Below are 18,290 nucleotides of genomic sequence, written 5' to 3'. Positions count from 1 at the left end.
GGGGAGAAGGTGCCGGCAGGCGGATGAGGGGCAGCGCTCACTTCGACGACGATCGCACCTAATCGCCCTTTGACAATATCAAAACGCCGACGCTGCCCCTCATTGCCCTGCCGGGCATTTCTCCCCGTATAGTGACGGGGAGAAAGACGCTCTCGCCAGCCCTCAAATCAAGCCTTGCCGGGAACAGTCCTGATCACCGTGCCCCACGGGTCTTCGCGGGTTACCGGGCTCGTCACATTGTCCGAACGCATTTCGACCCAGGCCAGACCGGACCGGGTGGAATCGCGGCGGCCGGCGCCCGAACTCTGCCAGGCGTTGGCGCCGATGTGATGGTGATAGCCGCCCGACGACAGGAACACCGCCTGGCCACCATATTTGGCCACCGTGTCGAAGCCGAATTCCTGGTTCCACCAGGCTTCGGCGTCTTCCGGCTTGCCTACGCGCAGGTGGACATGGCCGACAATGCTGTTTTCCGGCGCGCCCTGCCAGCCGGCATCACCTGCCGGTACTTCGGCAACGACGGACGGGATGTTCAGCCGCTCCGTCGCCATGGCTATCTTGTCGCCATTCCACTTCCAGTCCTTGGGGAGGCGATCTGCATAGATCTCGATGCCGTTGCCTTCGGGATCGGTCAGGTACAGCGCTTCGCTGACCAGATGGTCGGAAGCGCCCTCGATAGTAATCTTGTCTGATATGGCGTGGTTAATCCAGCGGCCGAGATCGGCGCGGCTGGGCAGCAGGAAGGCTGTATGGAAGAGGCCGGCGCTACGCGGATCATCCGGCTTGGCCGAAGGATCGGCCTCGATGACCAGCAGCGGACGGTTGGCGGCGCCCAGCGTGATCGCACCATCGGCGCGACTCAACTCCTGCAGACCAACAACTTTGCGATAATATGCGGCAAGACTTTCGGCGTCGCGTGCCTTCAACCCGACGCGGGCAACGCTGACCGGGGTGGTGGCGGCAAAAGGCAGTTCACTCATCAGATGCTCCGTTCGACCGGCTTGCGATGAAACTCCCAGGGCGAGAAGCCCCGCGCCGCCAATCATTGTACGTCGTGTCAGTTCCAAAGTCAGGGTTCCCGCACACGGCTGTTTCTTTTCCTGACCACAGATCGTCCATCGGCATCGTTCACACAAGACGCGAAGAAGCGAACATCGTGTTCACTATTGTGATCAAGAGCGCTGTTCGTGCCCGTTGCACGAAGCGACGCCGCTCGCTATCTCAGCGCCATGAAGGTCAGAGACGCAGATATTCTCATCGTGCCGGGCTACACCAATTCCGGCCCCGACCATTGGCAGAGCCGCTGGCAGTCGAAGCTGTCGACGGCGCGCCGCGTCGAGCAAACGGAATGGTCGAAGCCGGTGCGTGAGGACTGGACGGCGAGCGTGGCCAAGGCCGTCAACGAGGCCGAGAAGCCGGTCGTCCTGGTCGCGCACTCGCTTGGTGTCGCCGCGGCGGTGCAAGCCATTGCGCAGTTCAGGAAGCCGGTTGCCGGGGCCTTCTTCGTGGCGCCGCCCGATGTCGCCAATCCCAAGGTCAAGCCGAGGCATCTGATGACCTTCGGTCCCTACCCGCGCGAGCCGCTGCCTTTTCCATCCATCGTCATCGCCAGCCGCAACGACCCGTTCTGCGCCTTCGATGTCGCCGAGGACATTGCCGGGGCGTGGGGCTCACTGTTCATCGATGCCGGCGAGACCGGTCACCTCAACGCGGATTCGGGCTTCGGGCCGTGGCCCGAAGGTTCGATGACCTTCGCCAAATTCCTGACGGATCTGAAGGCCTGAGCGTCTTCAGGAGTCGATCGAATCCCTGACGCTCTTGATCAGGGTTTTTGCGCCGAGCCCGATCAGCGCGTGTTCCGAGCCCATGGCCAGCAGGCGGTAGCCCATCGACACGACACGGCCGGCAATTGCCGGCTCGACGACATAGATCGCGGCGTGCTTTCCGGCCTTGCGGGTGCGCTCGGCGACCGAAGCCACCGTCTCCATCATGCTTTCCAGCGTCGAATTGATCGTGGCGCCATTGCTCCAGGCGATCGAGAAATCCGATGGTCCGAGGAAGATGCCGTCGATGCCCGGCGTGTCGAGGATGCCATCGAGCGCATCAAGGGCCGCCCGCGTCTCGACCATGGCGAAAGCCATGGTGCGCTGGTTGGAGTCGCGCAGCCAGTCGGCCTGGTCGCCCTTGCCGTGGCGCGGAAAAGCGTAGGTCGGCCCCCAGGAGCGCTCGCCGAGCGGCGGATATTTCATCGCGGCTGCGAACAGTTTTGCGTCGGCAACCGAGTTCACCATCGGCGCAATGACAGCCTCGGCGCCGAAGTCGAGCGCGCGGCTCGCCATGTCGAAACGGCCGACAGGAATGCGCACCAGCGCCGGCTTGCCGGCAGCGAGCACCGGCACCAGGCCACGCAGCACGCTGTCCTCGTGATGACCGCCATGCTGCATGTCGAGCGTAACGGCGTCGAAACCCTGCTTGGCGACGATTTCGACGGTCAAGGCATCCGGCACACCGGACCATGCGGTGAACAGCGTTTCATCGGCCGCAAGGCGGGACTTCAGGGACATGGACTCTTTCCTCGTTAACATCAGCAGTTTCAGCCGGAAACCGCGGCAAAGGCAAAGAAAAACCGCCCGGATAGGCCGGGCGGTCGATTGGTCCAGTCATTCTTTGTCTGTCGCAGGTTCTCTGTCGCAAAAACCGTGGGACACTTTTGCGGAACCGGCTTTGGCCCGGATCAGGTGTTCTTGATCTGCTCGATCGCCTGCGCCATCAACTCGTCCATGGTACGACGGATCTGATGGTCCGACTGGTCGACGCCGGCCGCATCGAAATCCTTGCGGATCTTGCGGAACACGTCGTGGTCGCCGGCTTCCTCGATGTCGGAAACAACCACTTCCTTGGCATAGGCGTCGGCGTCGGCGCCCGACTTTCCGAGCTTTTCGGCGGCCCACAGGCCGAGCGCCTTGTTGCGGCGCGCCGAGGCCTTGAACCGAAGTTCCTCGTCGAAAGCAAATTTGCGCTCGAAGCCCTCTTCGCGGTCTTTCATGCTGCTCATGGCGTCCCTCCGGGTCAAATTCGATTCGTTGGCAGTGAATATGTGTGTTGCCAAAGCACAAACCAAAAGGTCGCGGGCCGGTCAATACGCTTCATCGCATGCTGCGCTGCGGCATTTCAGTCCCGAAAGCGGTTGATTGGAAGGATTTGCCGATTGAGCAAACGATGTGATTGGGATAGACCCGGCATTGAACCCCACCGTAGCCGCACTATTTCAGGCAGACGGACAGAAAATGGTCTGATACCGCCTGTCCGAAACCCCAGAGAAAAATCAGATGAAAAATCGCCGCCGCATTTATGAAGGCAAGGCCAAGATCCTCTATGAGGGACCCGAACCGGGCACGCTTATCCAGTTCTTCAAGGATGATGCAACCGCGTTCAATAAGAAGAAACACGAGGTCATCGACGGCAAGGGCGTCCTCAACAACCGCATTTCCGAGTACATTTTCAACCATCTCAACCGCATGGGCATTCCGACCCACTTCATCCGCCGGCTGAACATGCGCGAGCAGCTGATCAAGGAAGTCGAGATCATTCCGCTCGAAGTGGTGGTGCGCAATGTCGCGGCCGGTTCGCTGTCCAAGCGTCTCGGCATCGAGGAAGGCACGGTTCTGCCGCGCTCGATCATCGAATTCTACTACAAGGCCGATGCGCTCGACGATCCGATGGTGTCGGAAGAGCACATCACCGCGTTCGGCTGGGCAAGCCCGCAGGAGATCGACGACGTGATGGCGTTGGCCATCCGTGTCAACGACTTCCTCTCCGGCCTGTTCATGGGCGTCGGCATCCAGCTCGTCGACTTCAAGATCGAATGCGGCCGCCTGTTCGAGGGCGACATGATGCGCATCGTCGTCGCTGACGAGATTTCGCCGGACTCCTGCCGCCTGTGGGACGTGGCGACGCAGGACAAGCTCGACAAGGACCGTTTCCGCCGCGACATGGGCGGCCTTGTCGAAGCCTACCAGGAAGTTGCCCGCCGCCTCGGCATCATGAACGAGAACGAGCCGCCGCGCCCGACCGGCCCTGTGCTTGTCGCCTCGACCGAAGGCATCAAAGGCAAGCCGCACTGATAGCGGCTTGCAACCCGATAGTCAGAACAGGAGCATGTCCAGCGTGATCAAGGCCCGCATTACCGTCACCCTCAAGAACGGCGTGCTCGACCCGCAAGGCAAGGCGATAGAACACGCATTGTCCGGCCTGGGCTTCGGCGGCGTCGGCGCGGTACGGCAGGGCAAGGTATTCGACATCGAGCTGGCGGAAAGCGACAAGGCCAAGGCCGAAGCGGACCTCAAGGCCATGTGCGACAAGCTGCTGGCGAACACGGTGATCGAGAATTATAGTGTGACGCTGGGGTGACGTCGACAGCGCCCGCCAGCTGGCGGGCGATAATCCCGTCTAGATCGGGCGTGGACTGCGCGGCCTGCGAATCCACAAATAATAGATCGCGACGGCGCCAGCGATAATCGCGAGCAGTTTGTAGAACATTCGTTTGACATCACCGCCGTCGAAAACCTTGTCGATCCCTTCGGGACTGGCCGGATTTCGCAACACCTCGATCTCGGTGCCGACCGATGTGGACATCTTCACATAATAATCTCCTGCCACGTCAAACGAATACTCGCCACCACCCGGAGCGCGATAGATGAGCCTTGCGGTGGGAATTTTCGTGATGCGCCAAGCACCCTCTCCCGGCGCCAAGGCCGGAGCAGCCCTCGCGGCATCTGAAGAGCAATCGGCGCGAGACCGCTCTACCCAGTCGCGCCTGACTTTCACTTCCAGCACACATTGCATGCCAGTCTCGACCACGTTCGCCTTTTGCCGCTCCCAAGTGAACGTGTGAATGAAGCGGAGGACGGCCGGCTTCATTGACCATGCGCCGGCGTAAAACAACGCCGCCGCCAGGGCAGTCATTGCAACCTTGACCGCGATTCGCCCGCTTGCCCTGCGTCGCTGAGCCCATTCCAGGGTTCGCAACTGTATTTCCCGGGTCCGAGGATCGTCAGAAAGCTGGCTCGGATCGCGCCCGTCGGCGATCGCGCGCTGCAGGCCCATCAACACCATTATGTTGAACCAACCCACAAGCGCGACCATCAGAAGGTGCCAATGCAACCGATGAAAGGTGGTGTGATGGCTAGCAATACAGGCGTTTGCGAAATCAATCCGAGACAAGCCGTGACGACCACCCGCGTTCCAGACACCGTCCCCCGAAACAAGCGGCAACAACAAGAATGCCGTAAGGCCCGCTCCAGTCAGAAAAAGCGCGCGGTAGGCGCGAAAGCGCCTCTTGTAGGTAAAGACATCAATCGCATCCGATAGGATCATCCCTGCAGAAATGACGCCGAGGCCGACTGAAATGATCGTGGTCATGAGAAACAGGCGTGTGAACGAGACGGCACAGGCGCCGAGGCTCGTATCGAGGGAAAGCCACTTTGAAAAAAGCTCCCCCGTGGAAGGGCTGGCGTTCCACATCAGCATGAATGCGAACGCGCCGAGCGACGCCACGATCGTCGCCGACACCCACATGGAGCGTCGAATGTCCTCGCGTTCTTTGATCTTGCCGTTGTCCACCGGAGTCTCAAGTCGTTTGCCATCGTCCTTATGCTGCTGCAGACGTTAAAATCCCGGATTCATACTGTATAAAAATCTTCAGAGAGCGTCTCGGACACTTCGAAGGCGAGCCCAGACTTGATCAATAGTGAGAATCCCAGCCCATCATTGGACGTTTCGCAGCTACAGATCTTGATCGATGGCTTTGTTCCAGCGACTTCCGCGCGTTCACCGGAAAAGCCGCGTGATTTGAACGAGCGTGAAACTTTCCAAGCGCAATCCCACGCCGGAAAGTGTTATCCTGCGCGCCGACTCGGCAGCCATGACCAGGAATGGGGCATTATTCTTCTCTCCGACAACCGTGTCTGGTTGACCAACCACGTTTCACCCCGGTATCTGGTTCAGATGCTCGAACGGGAACTGCCATGAAATCAGCCGTCGTCCTCCTGCCCGGCCTCAATCGCGACCGCGATATGATCGCGGCGCTGACCAAGATTTCCGGAACACCGCCGGTCACCGTCTGGCAGACTGACACCGAAATCCCCGATGTCGACCTGATCGCCATTCCGGGCGGCTTTTCCTTCGGCGACTATCTTCGCTGCGGCGCGATCGCGGCGCGCATGCCGGTCATGCGGGCGGTTGCCGAAAAGGCAGCCGCGGGCGTCACGGTCATCGGCGTCTGCAACGGTTTTCAAATACTGGTCGAGGCCGGCTTGCTGCCGGGCGCATTGATGCGCAACACCTCGCTGAAATTCGTCTGCCGGCAGGTGAAACTACAAATCACCAATGCCAACACCATGTTCACCCGCCGCTATCAGCCGGGTCAGATCATCCGCTCGCCGGTTGCGCATCACGACGGCAATTATTTCGCCGACGCCGACACACTTGCCCGCCTCGAAGGCGAAGGCCAGGTGGTGTTCCGCTATGCCGACGGCACCAACCCCAACGGCTCGATCAACGACATTGCCGGCATCATCAACAGCCAGGGCAATGTGCTCGGCCTGATGCCGCACCCGGAAAACCTGATCGAAGCAGCCCATGGCGGCACGGACGGCCGTGGACTGTTCGAAAGTGCCCTCGGCATCGCTGCCTGACGTCATCGAAGCGAACAGCTTGAAAACAGCCGGACATTCCTGTCTCTTTATCAGGGCAAGTCCGATTCATTGGGGAGAGAGACGGTCATGAAACTCTATTCGCGGCCGTTGTCGCCCTACTCGTCGATCGTGCGGGCACTGGCCTACATCAAGGATGTGCCGCTCAAGATCATTGCGCCGCCGCCTGGTTTTCCGATTCCGGAAGCGTTTCGCGCCATCTCACCAATGAACCGGATTCCGGTGCTGATCACCGGTTCGGGCGAAACGATCGTCGAGTCGGTGGTCATCGCCGAATATCTCGAGGAACGGTTTCCGGAACCGGCGCTGCTGCCGCCCGACTCCAAGGACCGTGCGCTGGTGCGCATGTTCGCCCGTATCACCGATCTCGATGTGCTGACCCCGACGATGAAGCTTTTCGAGCTTCATTTCGTGCCGAAGCGAAACAATGCCGAGATCGACGCCCAATTCGCCCGCCTGCATCACGGGCTGGCGGCAATCGAGGCGCGCATGGCGCAAGGGCCTTTCGCGCTCGGTGACGACATCAGTTTCGCCGATGCATGGCTGACGCCGACGCGGTTCATTTTCAACAATTTCCGGGCCATGACAGGGCGCCACGACCTGCTCGACGCCTATCCCAAATTCGATGCCTATGAGCAGATCGCCTCGCAGCATCCGGCATTGTCGCGGGTGTGGGGCGAGATGACCGACGGTTCGAAGATCTTTCTGTCCGAACTTGAGATGGGTGCCGCTTGATCAGGAGCAAGACGATCGCGCTGGTTGCCGCGGCCGGTTTCGCCTTGGCATCCTGCCAATCGACGCCGAAGAGCACGCCAGTCCCGTCAGGCAAAAGTGCAGCGCTTCTGGCTATGGAACAAGTGGCGATAGCGGCCCACAAATGCTGGATCGCTAGCAAGGACCCGGCCTTCAAACAGTATCAGATGGCCAACGAACTGAATTCGTTCAGCGGCACACCGCGTTTCCTGCTGGTGCCGGCCAAGCACTATGGCGGCAAACCGCTGCTGGTCGTGCAGGCGCAAGGCAATTCAAGCCGCGTCGATGCGTTCGGTCCGTTGATGAACGACCCGCTCGGCGCCCGCATTGGCTCTGACATCGCCCGCTGGCAAGCCGGCAATCCGGCCTGCGCCGCGACGGCCTAGCCCATGGGCCGGTTCCTGCAGATCGCGGGTCTGGTCATCGGTCTGGCCGGGCTCGTCCTGCAGTTCTGCATCACCATTCCGGCGTCGATGGAAGCCGGCCGCAGCCTGCTTGGCTCCATCGTCTTCCTGCTCAGCTTCTTCACCATCCTGACCAACATCGGTGCAGTGCTGGTGTATACGTCGCTGCTGTCGCCCTCCGGCTATGCGTGGTTGCCCGCCTTCGCCGGGCCGCGGATGCGCGCTGGCGTCGCGGTTTCGATCGCGCTGGTCTTCACCATCTATGCCACGGTCCTTGCACAGCTTTGGCAACCGCAGGGACTGTTCCTGCTCTGCGACGTCCTGCTGCATTATGTGACGCCGGTGCTGTTCGTGCTGTGGTGGCTGATATCAGGCACTGACGGTCGGACGCGCTGGAGCGACATTTCCTGGTGGGTGCTCTATCCCATCGCCTATCTGATCTATGCGCTGACGCGGGCGCCGTTTGCCGGCGAGGTGCCCTACCCCTTCCTCGACGTCGCCAAGAATGGCGCAGCCAGCGTCGCCATCTCGGCGCTGGCCATCACCGGACTTTTTCTCGTGCTGTGCGTGGTCGCCGTCCTTGCAGACCATGGCGTTGCACGCACCAGGGCTCCAAAACTCCGCTAGCTTCAGTCCCAGAACGGCCTGATGCCCTCGAGGTGGGCATCGCAGCGCGAAATGCCGATATCCTTGAGCTGGTCGTCGGTCATTTCCAGCAGCGCCAGCCGGCTGCGTCGGCGCTCCAGCAGGCTGTCGATCCATCTCGCCAGCGATCTGACCAGACGCACCAGACGGCTGACAAAGCCGCGCCGGCCCGATGGGCGTGTCGATTGACCTGATAACGCGGCGCTCGAATGACGAATTGTCGCGATTGTATTCATTTTCTTTCTACCAGAATTCTAAATTGTACCCTTTTGGCACGCGATTGATATGTATTGACTCAGAATTCGACGCAATATAGAAAATTGTCACCATGACAAATTGGCTTCCAGATCTCACTGCCGGCTCCGGCCCGCTGTATCAGCGGCTGGCGGATTCCATCGAAACGGACATCGATCGGGGCGTGATCGATGCCGGCGCAAAGCTGCCACCGCAGCGCGACCTCGCCTACGACATCGGCACCACCGTCGGCACCGTCGGCCGGGCCTATCAATTGCTGCGCGAGCGCGGGCTGGTCAGCGGCGAAGTCGGGCGCGGAACCTATGTGCTCGGCCAGCGCGCCGATGGCGCAAAACCGGACTTCCTGGCTCCGGACGTCAGCGGCGAAGGCACACGCACTATCGATGCACCGCGCGGCGAGCTGCGTTTCGACAGCATGGCGGCGCCCGACGTCGGCCAGGGCGCTGATGTCTCCGATGTCCTGTCGCGCGTGGCGCAGGACCATCCACATGAGATTTCAAGCTACGTCAGGGATTTTCCCGACCGCTGGTACGAAGCCGGCGCCCGTTGGCTGTCGCGCAATTCGTTTCACCCAAATGCCGACGCCATTGTCCCGACGCTCGGCACCCATGCCGCGGTGATGGCAGCGATCGCCGCGCTGACCACGCCGGGCGACTATGTCGCCTTCGAGCACCTCACCTATTCACAGATTTCCCGCAGCGCCGGTCTGATCGGCCGGCGGACGGCCTTGGTGGCATCGGACGATGAAGGCATCGATCCCCAGGATTTCGAGCGCGTCTGCGCGCAAAAGCATCCCAAGATGATCTTCCTGATGCCGACGGTGCAGAATCCGACACTGGTGACCTTGTCGGCGGCGCGCCGCGAAGCAATCGCGCGCGTCGCACGCGAATACAATGTCGTTCTCATCGAGGACGATCTCTATGGCCACCTCACCGATGATCCGACGCCGTTGCTGGCCGAGTATGCCCCTGAACGCACCATTGTCGCCGGCGGCCTGTCGAAGTCGGTCGCGGCCGGTGTGCGCGGCGGCTGGCTCTCCTGCCCGCCCGCCTACCGCCACCGCATCCGTGTCGCCCACAAGATGATGACCGGCGGGATGCCCTTCCTGCTGGCGGAGGTGAATGCCCGCTTGGTGCTTTCCGGTCAGGCCGGCGATATCCGCAAGCGCAGCATCGCCGAAATCAGCGCCCGCATCGCGATCGTGCGCGAGACTTTGGCCGGCTTCGCGTTCAAGTCGCACGACAAGGTGCCCTTTGTCTGGCTGACTTTGCCCGACCCGTGGCTTTCCGGCACCTTCAAGAATGCTTGCCTCGAGCACGGCGTGCTGATCAATGACGAGGACCAGTTCAAGGCCGGTCGCTCCGAGCAGACTTTCCACGGCATCCGCTTCGGTATTTCACAGCCGAAACAACGCAAGGACATCGCTGAAGGCGTCGCGGTGATCCGGCGTCTGCTGGATGAAGGCCGCGCCGGCTACGACAGCTTCTCGTGAGCCAACTCGCGACTGACAGGCCCATTAAGCGTCGGTTTGGCGCAGAGCAGCCCCTCCATGGCTCTCAGATCAGCCCTCTGCCTTGAAGTTCTTGGCTTCCTTCTCGGCGTTGTCTTTCCCGTGCTTCTCAGCCAGCTCCTTGGCCTGCCCAGGTGAAACGTCGGTGGTCTCCGCGATATGCATAGCCTCCTTGTCCGAGAGGCGATTGTCTTTCTTGCCCTGCTTGGTGGCCATGGTCCAAATCTCCCGATTGGTTGGAGACCTAACGGCCGGAATGTCATCCCGTTCCCCAATGGCGGTGCAGAAGCCTTCACAAACAGACAACAACGTTCCCCCACGACCCGCGATCTCGTCGCGCCCGTCGTCACCTTGTAGCTTTCCGTTGTTTTTCAGCATCCGATGGGGTGTATTGGCTCCCAAGCTTGCGATAAGACGGGACTCAAATCCCAACGCCCCGGATACAAATCGCCGCCCATGACCATTTCCAATTCCGTGCCGATCACCCCCGAGCTCATTGCCGCGCACGGGCTGAAGCCCGACGAGTATCAGCGCATTCTCGACCTTGTCGGGCGCGAGCCGAGCTTCACCGAACTCGGCATCTTCTCGGCGATGTGGAATGAGCACTGCTCCTACAAATCCTCGAAGAAGTGGTTGCGCACGCTGCCCACCACCGGCCCGCGCGTCATCCAGGGACCGGGCGAGAATGCCGGCGTGGTCGACATCGGCGATGGCGACTGCGTCGTCTTCAAGATGGAGAGCCACAACCACCCGTCCTACATCGAGCCCTACCAAGGTGCCGCGACCGGCGTCGGCGGCATCCTGCGCGACGTCTTCACCATGGGCGCGCGGCCGATCGCGGCGATGAATGCGTTGCGCTTTGGCGCGCCTGACCACCCCAAGACCAGGCATCTCGTTTCGGGCGTGGTCTCCGGTGTCGGCGGCTATGGCAACGCCTTCGGCGTGCCGACGGTCGGCGGCGAGGTCAATTTCGACGCCCGCTACAACGGCAACATCCTGGTCAACGCTTTTGCAGCGGGCCTGGCCAAGACCGACGCGATCTTCCTATCGGAAGCCAAGGGCGTCGGCCTGCCGGTCGTCTATCTCGGTGCCAAAACCGGCCGCGACGGCGTCGGCGGCGCCACAATGGCCTCGGCCGAATTCGACGACAAGATCGACGAGAAGCGCCCGACCGTTCAGGTCGGCGACCCCTTCACCGAAAAGTGCCTGCTGGAAGCCTGCCTCGAACTGATGGCCTCGGGCGCCGTCATCGCCATCCAGGACATGGGTGCTGCCGGCCTCACTTGCTCGGCGGTCGAAATGGGCGCTAAGGGCGACCTCGGCATCGAGCTCGATCTCGACAAGGTGCCGGTGCGCGAAGAGCGCATGAGCGCCTACGAAATGATGCTTTCGGAAAGCCAGGAGCGCATGCTGATGGTGCTGCGCCCGGAAAAAGAAAAGGAAGCCGAGGCGATCTTCCACAAATGGGGGCTCGACTTCGCCATCGTCGGCAAGACCACCGACGATCTGCGCTTCCGCGTGCTGCACCAGGGCGACGAGGTCGCCAACCTGCCGATCAAGGATCTCGGCGACAAGGCACCCGAGTATGACCGGCCGTGGGTCGAGCCGAAGAAGCCTGCGCCGCTGGCCGCCAATGACGTTCCGCAGGCCGATGTTGCCGATGCGCTGCTGAAGCTGCTCGGCGGCCCCGACCTGTCCTCGCGCCGTTGGGTCTGGGAACAGTATGACACGCTGATCCAGGGCAATTCGCTGCAGCTTCCAGGCGGCGATGCCGGTGTGGTCCGGGTCGAAGGCCATGCGACCAAGGCGCTCGCCTTCTCCTCCGATGTGACGCCGCGCTATTGCGAGGCTGACCCCTATGAGGGCGGCAAGCAGGCGGTGGCCGAATGCTGGCGCAACCTGACCGCCACCGGCGCTCTGCCGCTGGCGGCCACCGACAACCTCAATTTCGGCAATCCGGAACGGCCCGAGATCATGGGGCAGCTGGTTGGCGCGGTGAAAGGCATCGGCGATGCCTGCCGCGCTCTTGGCTTCCCGATCGTCTCCGGCAACGTCTCGCTCTACAACGAGACCAACGGCCAGGGCATTCTGCCGACACCGACCATCGGCGGCGTCGGCCTGATCGCCGACTGGTCGAAGATGGTGCGGACTGGCTTTGCGGCGCCAGGCCAGATGATCCTGCTGGTTGGCGCGCCCGCCTCCTGGGGAACGCATCTTGGCCAATCGGTCTATTTCAGGGACATCCACGGCCGCACGGATGGCCCGCCGCCGCCGGTCGACCTTGAGCATGAAAAACGCGTCGGCGACCACGTGCGTTCGCTGATCGCATCCGGCATCGTCACGGCGGCGCATGATGTTTCCGATGGCGGCATCGCCGTGGCTCTGGCCGAAATGGCGATGGCGTCAGGTATCGGCGCCACCGTTCCCGGGCTCGTCGGCACTGACCCGATCCCGGTCTGGTTCGGCGAGGACCAGGGTCGCTATTTGCTGACGCTGTCGATCGACCCGCATGGCGATGAATGGGACTCCATTCGCAAGCAGCAGAGCGAACTCGGCATCTTCGCGCCGTGGATCGGCTCAACCGGCGGCAGCGTGCTGAAGCTTGGCGAGGCGCGGTCAATCCCGGTCAGCGAATTGACCGGGGGCCACGAAGGCTGGTTCCCGCGCTTCATGGATCAGGCCAGTTGACCACACTGGCCGCCCGGGCGCTGCTTGCAGTCGTTTTCTGGCCGTCGCTGTTCTTCTTCTGGTTCCTCGGGCCGTTCGTCTTTTTCCTGCTGTCGACGACCTCGAGCGAGGTTTGCTCCCGGCTGGAAACGCGCGTGCAGTTTCTTGCCGCGGCCAACGGCGCCATCCCGATGCTGGCGCTGCAGAACCTCATCTACGCGGTCCCGATCGTCTGCCTGGTGCTGTGGGGCCGCCTCGCGCCGGATCCGGCACGGGCAAGGCATATCGTCACCTGCATCAAGCTTTTTGCCAGCGCGGCGGTCGTCGGGGCGTTGTGGGAGTACGGCTCGTCACTTGTCTGCGACGGTTACGGACAACCGTTCTTCTCGACCGCCTGGCAGATGACGAGTTATCTTCCCATCGTCAGCCTGGCTGTCAACGTTCCGCTCTATGTGCTGGCCTTCAGCCTTGGTCGCGCTTTCTCGACGCGCGAGGACGTTGCTGAGGATGAAGCAAGCCCACCGGCCTAGGTCCTCCCTGAGGTTCCCGGAACCGTCTTGCCCTTGGCGGGACAGAACGGCTTCAATCCGGACCGGAAAGGCTTTAGGCTCGCCCGACTCTCATCTTATGGCCGGCTACCGGCGCTCGAAACAGGATTTTGCCATGGCAATGGATGCCCACGACATCGAAAAACTGATCAAGGACGGCATTCCGGACGCCAAGGTGACGATTCGCGACCTCGCCGGCGACGGCGACCATTATGCGGCCGAGGTGGTGGCCGAGAGCTTTCGGGGAAAAAGCCGCGTCCAGCAGCACCAGATGGTCTACGACGCGCTGAAGGGCAATATGGGTGGGGTGCTGCACGCACTCGCCTTGCAGACCAGCGTTCCCGACTGACCCGCGCCGGAATATAGACCGCAACCTCACGAGTCGGTGTCGAGGGGACTGCTTGGCCCAACACGGCCCATCCTTTGCGCCATTTCAGCCACGGCTCGGCTAAAGTCTTGTTTCGGGCAATCGTTGGGTTTATTTGAAGGGATATGTTTCGAGCCTGACTCCCACAGGCGGGAAAGGATATTCCATGAGCGGTATCAACGACTACATCGACAACGAAGTGAAGGGCAACGACGTCGTCCTTTTCATGAAGGGCACGCCCGGTTTCCCGCAATGCGGATTTTCCGGCCAGGTCGTCCAGATCCTCGACTATATCGGCGCCGACTACAAAGGCGTGAACGTTCTGGACTCCACCGAACTGCGCCAGGGCATCAAGGAATATTCCAACTGGCCGACGATCCCGCAGCTCTACGTCAAGGGCGAATTCGTCGGCGGCTGCGATATCATCCGCGAGATGTTCCAGGCGGGCGAACTCCTGACATTCCTGGTAGAAAAGGGCGTCAGCGTCAAAGGCGCCGCCTGATTTCTGTTTTTCGTGCATGTCGTCTGCCTGAAACAGCCGTACAGTTTCGGGCGACGTGCACCAAACGCCAGGGCAGCCCCACCTCGGCAATTTTTATGTCCTGAACCCAGGACCAAGACGAGCCAATGCGCCGGCCCGCCGGCGCATTTTCGTTTGAAAGATCGGACTTGCCGTGGACCAGCAAAAATCAGCGCCGCAATCGGCAAGCAAACTGCCTATTCCACGCTGGGAGTTCATCGCGTTGTGCGCGGCGCTGATGGCGCTGAATTCGCTGGCCATCGACATCATGCTGCCGGCTCTGCAGCAGATCGGCGCCTCGCTCGGCGTCGAAAATGAAAACCACCGGCAGTACGTCATAACGGCCTACATTCTGGGCTTCGGCGGCGGCCAGCTGTTCTTCGGGCCGATCTCGGATCGCTTCGGCCGTCGCGCACCGCTGGTCGCCGGGCTGGTGATCTATGTCGCCGCAGCCGCGGCGGCCGCCGTTGCACCAAGCTTTGAAACACTTCTGCTGTGCCGGGCCGTGCAAGGCATCGGTGCGGCCGCGACCCGCGTCATCGCCGTCTCGATCGTGCGCGACACATTCGACGGCCGGCGCATGGCCGAGGTGATGTCGCTGATCTTCATGGTGTTCATGGCGATACCGGTCATTGCTCCCGGCATCGGCCAGTTCATCATGCTGTTTGCGACCTGGCATTGGATCTTCGTCACCATGGCCGTCGGTGCGCTCGTCGTCTCGACCTGGTCGCTGCTTCGCCTGCCTGAAACACTGCACCCCGAACATCGCCGACCGCTGAGCGTGAACTCGATTGTCGGTGGCTTTCGCATCGTGCTCACCAACCGCATTGCCATCTGCTATGCCTTCGCCAGTACCTTCGTTTTCGGCGCCATGTTCGGCTTCATCGCCTCGGCGCAGCAGATCTATGTCGACATATTCAACGTCGGCGAGATGTTCCCGGTCATCTTCGCCGGGGTTGCCGGCGTGCTTGCTTTCTCCAACTTTCTGAACTCGCGCCTTGTCGGCCGTATCGGCATGCGCCGCCTGTCGCAGAGCGCACTGCTGCTGTTCCTGGTCATCAGCCTTGCCTGGCTGGTCGTTTCGCTGGAAATGAAGATGCCGTTGTGGCTGTTCATCGCCTTCTTTGCCAGCGCCATGCTGCCGTTCGGTGCACTCGGCGCCAATTTCAACGCGTTGGCCATGGAGCCGCTCGGCCAACTGGCCGGCACGGCGTCGTCCATCCTGGGTTTCATGCAGACGTTTCTCGGCGGCATTCTCGGCACGCTGATCGGTCAGGCTTTCAACGGCACGGTAACACCGCTGGCCGCTGGTTTCTGCAGCGTCTCGGTCGCAGCGCTGCTGATGATCTTCATCGCCGAGCGCGGCAAGATGTTCCAGCCGCAGAACCCGCCCGTTCTAGGGCACGTCACCGACCTGCACTGAATTGTCGTTTTTGCGCGTGTCCCAAAACCCAGGGGTCCCCTTTGGGCGACATGCGCAAGACTAGGACGAACCTTCAAGGGCTGCCGTGAAGCGAGGCGCAAGCATACGCCCCGCGATTGCTCCACCCATGCTGTCCGAAAAGGGCAATGGCAAAGCGTCATCGAGTGCCCTGAGGATTGAAGCCACGAAGGCCCTGCTGAGCTGGGCATCGCTTCCAAGATCGGAATATGTGGCGCGAGGCTTGCCGATCAGTGTGCCGTTGCGGCGAAGCGAGAACCGCAGCGTCAGGGACATGCCCGCGGTTCCGGGCGGCGGCTTCCAACAAGCATAGATAGCGTCCGACATCTCCTTTATCGTGTCGACGGGGTCGGGACTGCGGCAAGTGCGCTCCTGCGAACTTGCTTCGTGGGAGCTGGCAAACAGGGCGGCGGCAAGAGCCGCCGCGACAATTGCGAACCGAGGTTTCATTCGAGAGCCTCCGGATTTGCGTGAGATTGCATCGCGCTTTCAGCTGGCCGCAGGAGTTGATCCTATTGCGCCCAGAGCTCGCGGCGCAATTCGTGCCAGCTTTCCCGGTCGGGCGCGACAAGCAGGCCGCCGCCGAGATGCGAGGGCAGATAGGCGCTGCCGTCGAAACGTGCGGCATGGCCGCCAGCCTCGGCATGGATCAGCATACCGGCCAGATGATCCCACGGCATCAGCTTGTTGTAGACGACGAAGTGGGCATGGCCGCTCGCCAACAGACGGTATTCGTGCGCCGCGCAGCGATAGGCGAACTGCGACAGGATCTTCGTCTGGTTGCGCGCCAGCCGCGACCGCTCCGGCTCGGGCATATATTGCCAGGAGACAGAGCCGGTCATTTGCGAGATCGGCGCGGGTGCTGCGACATGCACCCTCTCGATGCTGCCATGCGCATGCCGGATATGGCTGCCGGCGCCCCTGGCGCCGATCAGCCAGTCCTTGCCGACGGGATCGTGGATGATGCCGGCAACGGTCTCGCCCTTGATCACGACCGCCAGCATGACGCCGAACAAAGGCACGCCGGAGGCGAAGTTGAAAGTGCCGTCCACCGGGTCGATGACGAAAGCCAGATCGGCATCGCCCAACCCGTTCAACAGCGCTGGATTGTCGGAACAGGCCTCCTCGCCGACGACCATCGCCGAGGGGTAGCGCTCGCGCAGCCTGGCAGTGATGAGCCGCTCGGCGTTGACGTCGGCCTCGGTCACCAGGTCGGCGGCCGAGGTCTTCTGGCGGATGTCACCCTCGCCCAGCCGGCGAAAGCGCGGCATGATCTCGGCTTTTGCCGCATCGGACAGAAGGCCAGCGAGCCAGTCGATCGCGGTGTCGTCAAATGTCATCGGATATGTCTAGCCTTGTGCTGAGGGTCTCATTGAGCGCCGCGAAATCGAACAGTTTTCTGTCGAGCAGATGCGATGGCCTGCTGTTGGACAGTGCGCGTAGCATCGTGTCCTTACGACCGGGCATGCGCTTTTCGATATCCTCGAGCATCGCCTTCATGGCGTTGCGCTGGAGACCTTCCTGGCTGCCGCAAAGATCGCAGGGAATGATCGGGAACTGCATTGCGGCAGCGAATTTTTCCAGATCAACCTCGGCGCAGTAGCTCAACGGCCGCAGCACCATGACGTCGCCCTCGTCGTTGAGCAGCTTGGGCGGCATGGCGGCGAGACGGCCGCCATGGAACAGGTTCATGAAGAAGGTTTCGAGAATGTCCTCGCGATGGTGGCCGAGCACCAGCGCCGAGCACCCCTCCTCGCGCGCAATGCGGTAGAGATGGCCGCGCCTGAGACGCGAGCAGAGCGAGCAATAGGTGCTGCCCGCAGGCAGCTTGTCGGTGACGACGGAATAGGTGTCCTGATACTCGATGCGATGCGGGATGGCGTATCTGTCGAGATAGTCCGGCAGGATATGTTTGGGGAAATTCGGCTGGCCCTGATCGAGATTGCAGGCCAGCAGATCGACCGGCAGCAGCCCACGCCATTTGAGGTCGAGCAGCACGGCGAGCAGACCGTAGGAATCCTTGCCGCCCGACAGCGCGACCAGCCAGCGCTGGCCGGGCTTCACCATCGAAAAATCCTCGATCACCTGTCGGGTCAGCCGCAGCAGCCGCTTGCGCAATTTGTTGAACTCGACCGAGGACGGCACATCGGCAAACAGCGGATGAAAGCCGCCCTCGATGTCGCTGGCTGGTTCAAGCGATTCGGCGTCTGGCAGCATGTTCATGGCGTCAGTTCCAAAATCCGGGAGCAACGACTGTCCGGCGCTTCGTTGCGCCCGGAATTAGCGGAGATGGCCGACAAAGAAAAGGCAGACAAAGAAAAGGCCGCCTCGACGGGCGGCCTTTGCATGGTATCGCAAAACGCGTTCGCTTAGCGCGAATAGAATTCGACGACCAGGTTCGGTTCCATCTGCACGGCGAACGGAACGTCCGCCAGGCCGGGGATGCGCGAGAAGGTCGCGACCATCT

At 61.6% G+C, this 18,290-nt stretch carries 22 protein-coding genes and 1 pseudogene; 14 read left to right on the top strand and 9 right to left on the bottom strand.

Annotated elements, in window-relative coordinates:
* Nucleotides 1-167: 167 nt before the first annotated feature.
* On the bottom strand, nucleotides 168-980 hold the full coding sequence (locus tag EN993_RS17120) for a VOC family protein (protein ID WP_127264273.1): 813 nt from the start codon (nucleotides 978-980) through the stop codon (nucleotides 168-170).
* Between the two features lie 249 nt (nucleotides 981-1,229).
* On the opposite strand from EN993_RS17120, the gene EN993_RS17115 reads away from it, so the two are divergent.
* Nucleotides 1,230-1,784 (top strand): alpha/beta hydrolase, encoded by a 555-nt coding sequence (locus EN993_RS17115; protein ID WP_126071115.1) that lies wholly within the window; start codon nucleotides 1,230-1,232, stop codon nucleotides 1,782-1,784.
* 6 nt (nucleotides 1,785-1,790) lie between these two features.
* Here EN993_RS17115 and EN993_RS17110 read toward each other — a convergent pair whose 3' ends face one another.
* Together EN993_RS17110 and EN993_RS17105 are read right to left on the bottom strand one after the other, a co-directional pair.
* Complete coding sequence (locus EN993_RS17110; protein ID WP_109669658.1) at nucleotides 1,791-2,564, bottom strand: HpcH/HpaI aldolase/citrate lyase family protein; 774 nt, start codon at nucleotides 2,562-2,564, stop codon at nucleotides 1,791-1,793.
* 170 nt (nucleotides 2,565-2,734) lie between these two features.
* Nucleotides 2,735-3,055 carry a DUF1476 domain-containing protein gene (locus tag EN993_RS17105; protein WP_056562205.1) on the bottom strand — a complete coding sequence of 107 codons (321 nt, stop codon included), beginning with the start codon at nucleotides 3,053-3,055 and terminating at the stop codon, nucleotides 2,735-2,737.
* Nucleotides 3,056-3,329: 274 nt separating this feature from the next.
* On the opposite strand from EN993_RS17105, the gene purC reads away from it, so the two are divergent.
* Together purC and purS are read left to right on the top strand one after the other, a co-directional pair.
* Entirely contained in the window at nucleotides 3,330-4,124 is a 795-nt protein-coding gene (gene purC, locus EN993_RS17100; protein WP_056594372.1) for a phosphoribosylaminoimidazolesuccinocarboxamide synthase, read from the top strand.
* A gap of 43 nt (nucleotides 4,125-4,167) precedes the next feature.
* Nucleotides 4,168-4,410 (top strand): phosphoribosylformylglycinamidine synthase subunit PurS, encoded by a 243-nt coding sequence (gene purS, locus EN993_RS17095; protein WP_109669834.1) that lies wholly within the window; start codon nucleotides 4,168-4,170, stop codon nucleotides 4,408-4,410.
* Nucleotides 4,411-4,449: 39 nt separating this feature from the next.
* On the opposite strand, the gene EN993_RS17090 is transcribed toward purS, so the two are convergent.
* Nucleotides 4,450-5,622 carry a hypothetical protein gene (locus EN993_RS17090; RefSeq protein WP_127264271.1) on the bottom strand — a complete coding sequence of 391 codons (1,173 nt, stop codon included), beginning with the start codon at nucleotides 5,620-5,622 and terminating at the stop codon, nucleotides 4,450-4,452.
* Nucleotides 5,623-5,739: 117 nt separating this feature from the next.
* Between EN993_RS17090 and EN993_RS17085 the strand changes: the two genes are divergently transcribed.
* The 5 genes from EN993_RS17085 (at nucleotide 5,740) to EN993_RS17065 (ending at nucleotide 8,497) form a co-directional block, all read left to right on the top strand.
* On the top strand, nucleotides 5,740-6,030 hold the full coding sequence (locus EN993_RS17085; RefSeq protein WP_127264269.1) for a hypothetical protein: 291 nt from the start codon (nucleotides 5,740-5,742) through the stop codon (nucleotides 6,028-6,030).
* Nucleotides 6,027-6,695, top strand: a complete 669-nt coding sequence (gene purQ, locus EN993_RS17080) for a phosphoribosylformylglycinamidine synthase subunit PurQ (RefSeq protein ID WP_127264267.1) — start codon at nucleotides 6,027-6,029, stop codon at nucleotides 6,693-6,695. Before EN993_RS17085 ends, purQ begins: the two co-directional genes overlap by 4 nt.
* Nucleotides 6,696-6,782: 87 nt before the next feature.
* Entirely contained in the window at nucleotides 6,783-7,448 is a 666-nt protein-coding gene (locus EN993_RS17075; protein ID WP_109669650.1) for a glutathione S-transferase family protein, read from the top strand.
* Nucleotides 7,445-7,852, top strand: coding sequence for a hypothetical protein (locus EN993_RS17070; RefSeq protein ID WP_109669647.1), 408 nt, complete (start codon nucleotides 7,445-7,447; stop codon nucleotides 7,850-7,852). The genes EN993_RS17075 and EN993_RS17070 overlap by 4 nt, the downstream gene beginning before the upstream one ends.
* A gap of 3 nt (nucleotides 7,853-7,855) precedes the next feature.
* Complete coding sequence (locus tag EN993_RS17065; RefSeq protein WP_127264266.1) at nucleotides 7,856-8,497, top strand: Pr6Pr family membrane protein; 642 nt, start codon at nucleotides 7,856-7,858, stop codon at nucleotides 8,495-8,497.
* A gap of 2 nt (nucleotides 8,498-8,499) precedes the next feature.
* Here the strand turns inward: EN993_RS17065 and EN993_RS17060 are convergent, their stop codons facing one another.
* Nucleotides 8,500-8,751, bottom strand: a complete 252-nt coding sequence (locus EN993_RS17060; RefSeq protein WP_109669642.1) for a DUF1127 domain-containing protein — start codon at nucleotides 8,749-8,751, stop codon at nucleotides 8,500-8,502.
* Nucleotides 8,752-8,843: 92 nt separating this feature from the next.
* Here EN993_RS17060 and EN993_RS17055 point away from each other — a divergent pair, with 92 nt between their 5' ends.
* Entirely contained in the window at nucleotides 8,844-10,262 is a 1,419-nt protein-coding gene (locus EN993_RS17055) for a PLP-dependent aminotransferase family protein (protein WP_109669639.1), read from the top strand.
* 69 nt (nucleotides 10,263-10,331) lie between these two features.
* Here the strand turns inward: EN993_RS17055 and EN993_RS37050 are convergent, their stop codons facing one another.
* On the bottom strand, nucleotides 10,332-10,496 hold the full coding sequence (locus EN993_RS37050) for a hypothetical protein (protein ID WP_164548706.1): 165 nt from the start codon (nucleotides 10,494-10,496) through the stop codon (nucleotides 10,332-10,334).
* A 240-nt stretch (nucleotides 10,497-10,736) separates the two neighbouring features.
* Between EN993_RS37050 and purL the strand changes: the two genes are divergently transcribed.
* The 5 genes from purL to EN993_RS17025 all read left to right on the top strand — a co-directional run bounded on the left by purL (nucleotide 10,737) and on the right by EN993_RS17025 (nucleotide 15,805).
* Nucleotides 10,737-12,968, top strand: a complete 2,232-nt coding sequence (purL, locus tag EN993_RS17045; RefSeq protein WP_127264262.1) for a phosphoribosylformylglycinamidine synthase subunit PurL — start codon at nucleotides 10,737-10,739, stop codon at nucleotides 12,966-12,968.
* Nucleotides 12,965-13,477: a hypothetical protein gene (locus EN993_RS17040; RefSeq protein ID WP_127264260.1), complete on the top strand. Its 513-nt coding sequence runs from the start codon at nucleotides 12,965-12,967 to the stop codon at nucleotides 13,475-13,477. Before purL ends, EN993_RS17040 begins: the two co-directional genes overlap by 4 nt.
* A 133-nt stretch (nucleotides 13,478-13,610) precedes the next feature.
* Entirely contained in the window at nucleotides 13,611-13,844 is a 234-nt protein-coding gene (locus tag EN993_RS17035; RefSeq protein WP_010909092.1) for a BolA family transcriptional regulator, read from the top strand.
* A 184-nt stretch (nucleotides 13,845-14,028) separates the two neighbouring features.
* Nucleotides 14,029-14,364 (top strand): Grx4 family monothiol glutaredoxin, encoded by a 336-nt coding sequence (gene grxD, locus EN993_RS17030; RefSeq protein WP_127264258.1) that lies wholly within the window; start codon nucleotides 14,029-14,031, stop codon nucleotides 14,362-14,364.
* Between the two features lie 172 nt (nucleotides 14,365-14,536).
* Nucleotides 14,537-15,805 (top strand): multidrug effflux MFS transporter, encoded by a 1,269-nt coding sequence (locus EN993_RS17025; protein WP_127264256.1) that lies wholly within the window; start codon nucleotides 14,537-14,539, stop codon nucleotides 15,803-15,805.
* A gap of 530 nt (nucleotides 15,806-16,335) precedes the next feature.
* On the opposite strand, the gene EN993_RS17015 is transcribed toward EN993_RS17025, so the two are convergent.
* The 3 genes and pseudogenes from EN993_RS17015 to EN993_RS17005 form a co-directional block, all read right to left on the bottom strand.
* A complete protein-coding gene (locus tag EN993_RS17015; RefSeq protein WP_109669625.1) occupies nucleotides 16,336-17,163 on the bottom strand; it encodes an inositol monophosphatase family protein in 828 nt (275 codons plus the stop codon).
* Nucleotides 17,153-18,046 (bottom strand): tRNA 2-thiocytidine(32) synthetase TtcA, encoded by an 894-nt coding sequence (gene ttcA / locus EN993_RS17010; protein ID WP_127264254.1) that lies wholly within the window; start codon nucleotides 18,044-18,046, stop codon nucleotides 17,153-17,155. The genes EN993_RS17015 and ttcA overlap by 11 nt, the downstream gene beginning before the upstream one ends.
* 146 nt (nucleotides 18,047-18,192) lie before the next feature.
* A pseudogene (locus EN993_RS17005) lies at nucleotides 18,193-18,290 on the bottom strand (30S ribosomal protein S4); the annotation flags it as partial.

The sequence above is a fragment of the Mesorhizobium sp. M7D.F.Ca.US.004.01.2.1 genome (assembly GCF_003997785.1).
GTDB lineage: Bacteria > Pseudomonadota > Alphaproteobacteria > Rhizobiales > Rhizobiaceae > Mesorhizobium > Mesorhizobium loti.
This window is presented reverse-complemented; position numbering and strand designations above follow the sequence as displayed.

Bases quoted from the DNA above. Each gene is read 5' to 3' on its own strand.
- EN993_RS17120 (WP_127264273.1), bottom strand. From the start codon at position 980: ATGAGTGAACTGCCTTTTGCCGCCACCACCCCGGTCAGCGTTGCCCGC.
- EN993_RS17115 (WP_126071115.1), top strand. From the start codon at position 1,230: ATGAAGGTCAGAGACGCAGATATTCTCATCGTGCCGGGCTACACCAAT.
- EN993_RS17110 (WP_109669658.1), bottom strand. From the start codon at position 2,564: ATGTCCCTGAAGTCCCGCCTTGCGGCCGATGAAACGCTGTTCACCGCA.
- EN993_RS17105 (WP_056562205.1), bottom strand. From the start codon at position 3,055: ATGAGCAGCATGAAAGACCGCGAAGAGGGCTTCGAGCGCAAATTTGCT.
- purC (WP_056594372.1), top strand. From the start codon at position 3,330: ATGAAAAATCGCCGCCGCATTTATGAAGGCAAGGCCAAGATCCTCTAT.
- purQ (WP_127264267.1), top strand. From the start codon at position 6,027: ATGAAATCAGCCGTCGTCCTCCTGCCCGGCCTCAATCGCGACCGCGAT.
- EN993_RS17075 (WP_109669650.1), top strand. From the start codon at position 6,783: ATGAAACTCTATTCGCGGCCGTTGTCGCCCTACTCGTCGATCGTGCGG.
- EN993_RS17065 (WP_127264266.1), top strand. From the start codon at position 7,856: ATGGGCCGGTTCCTGCAGATCGCGGGTCTGGTCATCGGTCTGGCCGGG.
- EN993_RS17060 (WP_109669642.1), bottom strand. From the start codon at position 8,751: ATGAATACAATCGCGACAATTCGTCATTCGAGCGCCGCGTTATCAGGT.
- EN993_RS17055 (WP_109669639.1), top strand. From the start codon at position 8,844: ATGACAAATTGGCTTCCAGATCTCACTGCCGGCTCCGGCCCGCTGTAT.
- EN993_RS37050 (WP_164548706.1), bottom strand. From the start codon at position 10,496: ATGGCCACCAAGCAGGGCAAGAAAGACAATCGCCTCTCGGACAAGGAG.
- purL (WP_127264262.1), top strand. From the start codon at position 10,737: ATGACCATTTCCAATTCCGTGCCGATCACCCCCGAGCTCATTGCCGCG.
- EN993_RS17035 (WP_010909092.1), top strand. From the start codon at position 13,611: ATGGCAATGGATGCCCACGACATCGAAAAACTGATCAAGGACGGCATT.
- grxD (WP_127264258.1), top strand. From the start codon at position 14,029: ATGAGCGGTATCAACGACTACATCGACAACGAAGTGAAGGGCAACGAC.
- EN993_RS17015 (WP_109669625.1), bottom strand. From the start codon at position 17,163: ATGACATTTGACGACACCGCGATCGACTGGCTCGCTGGCCTTCTGTCC.
- ttcA (WP_127264254.1), bottom strand. From the start codon at position 18,046: ATGAACATGCTGCCAGACGCCGAATCGCTTGAACCAGCCAGCGACATC.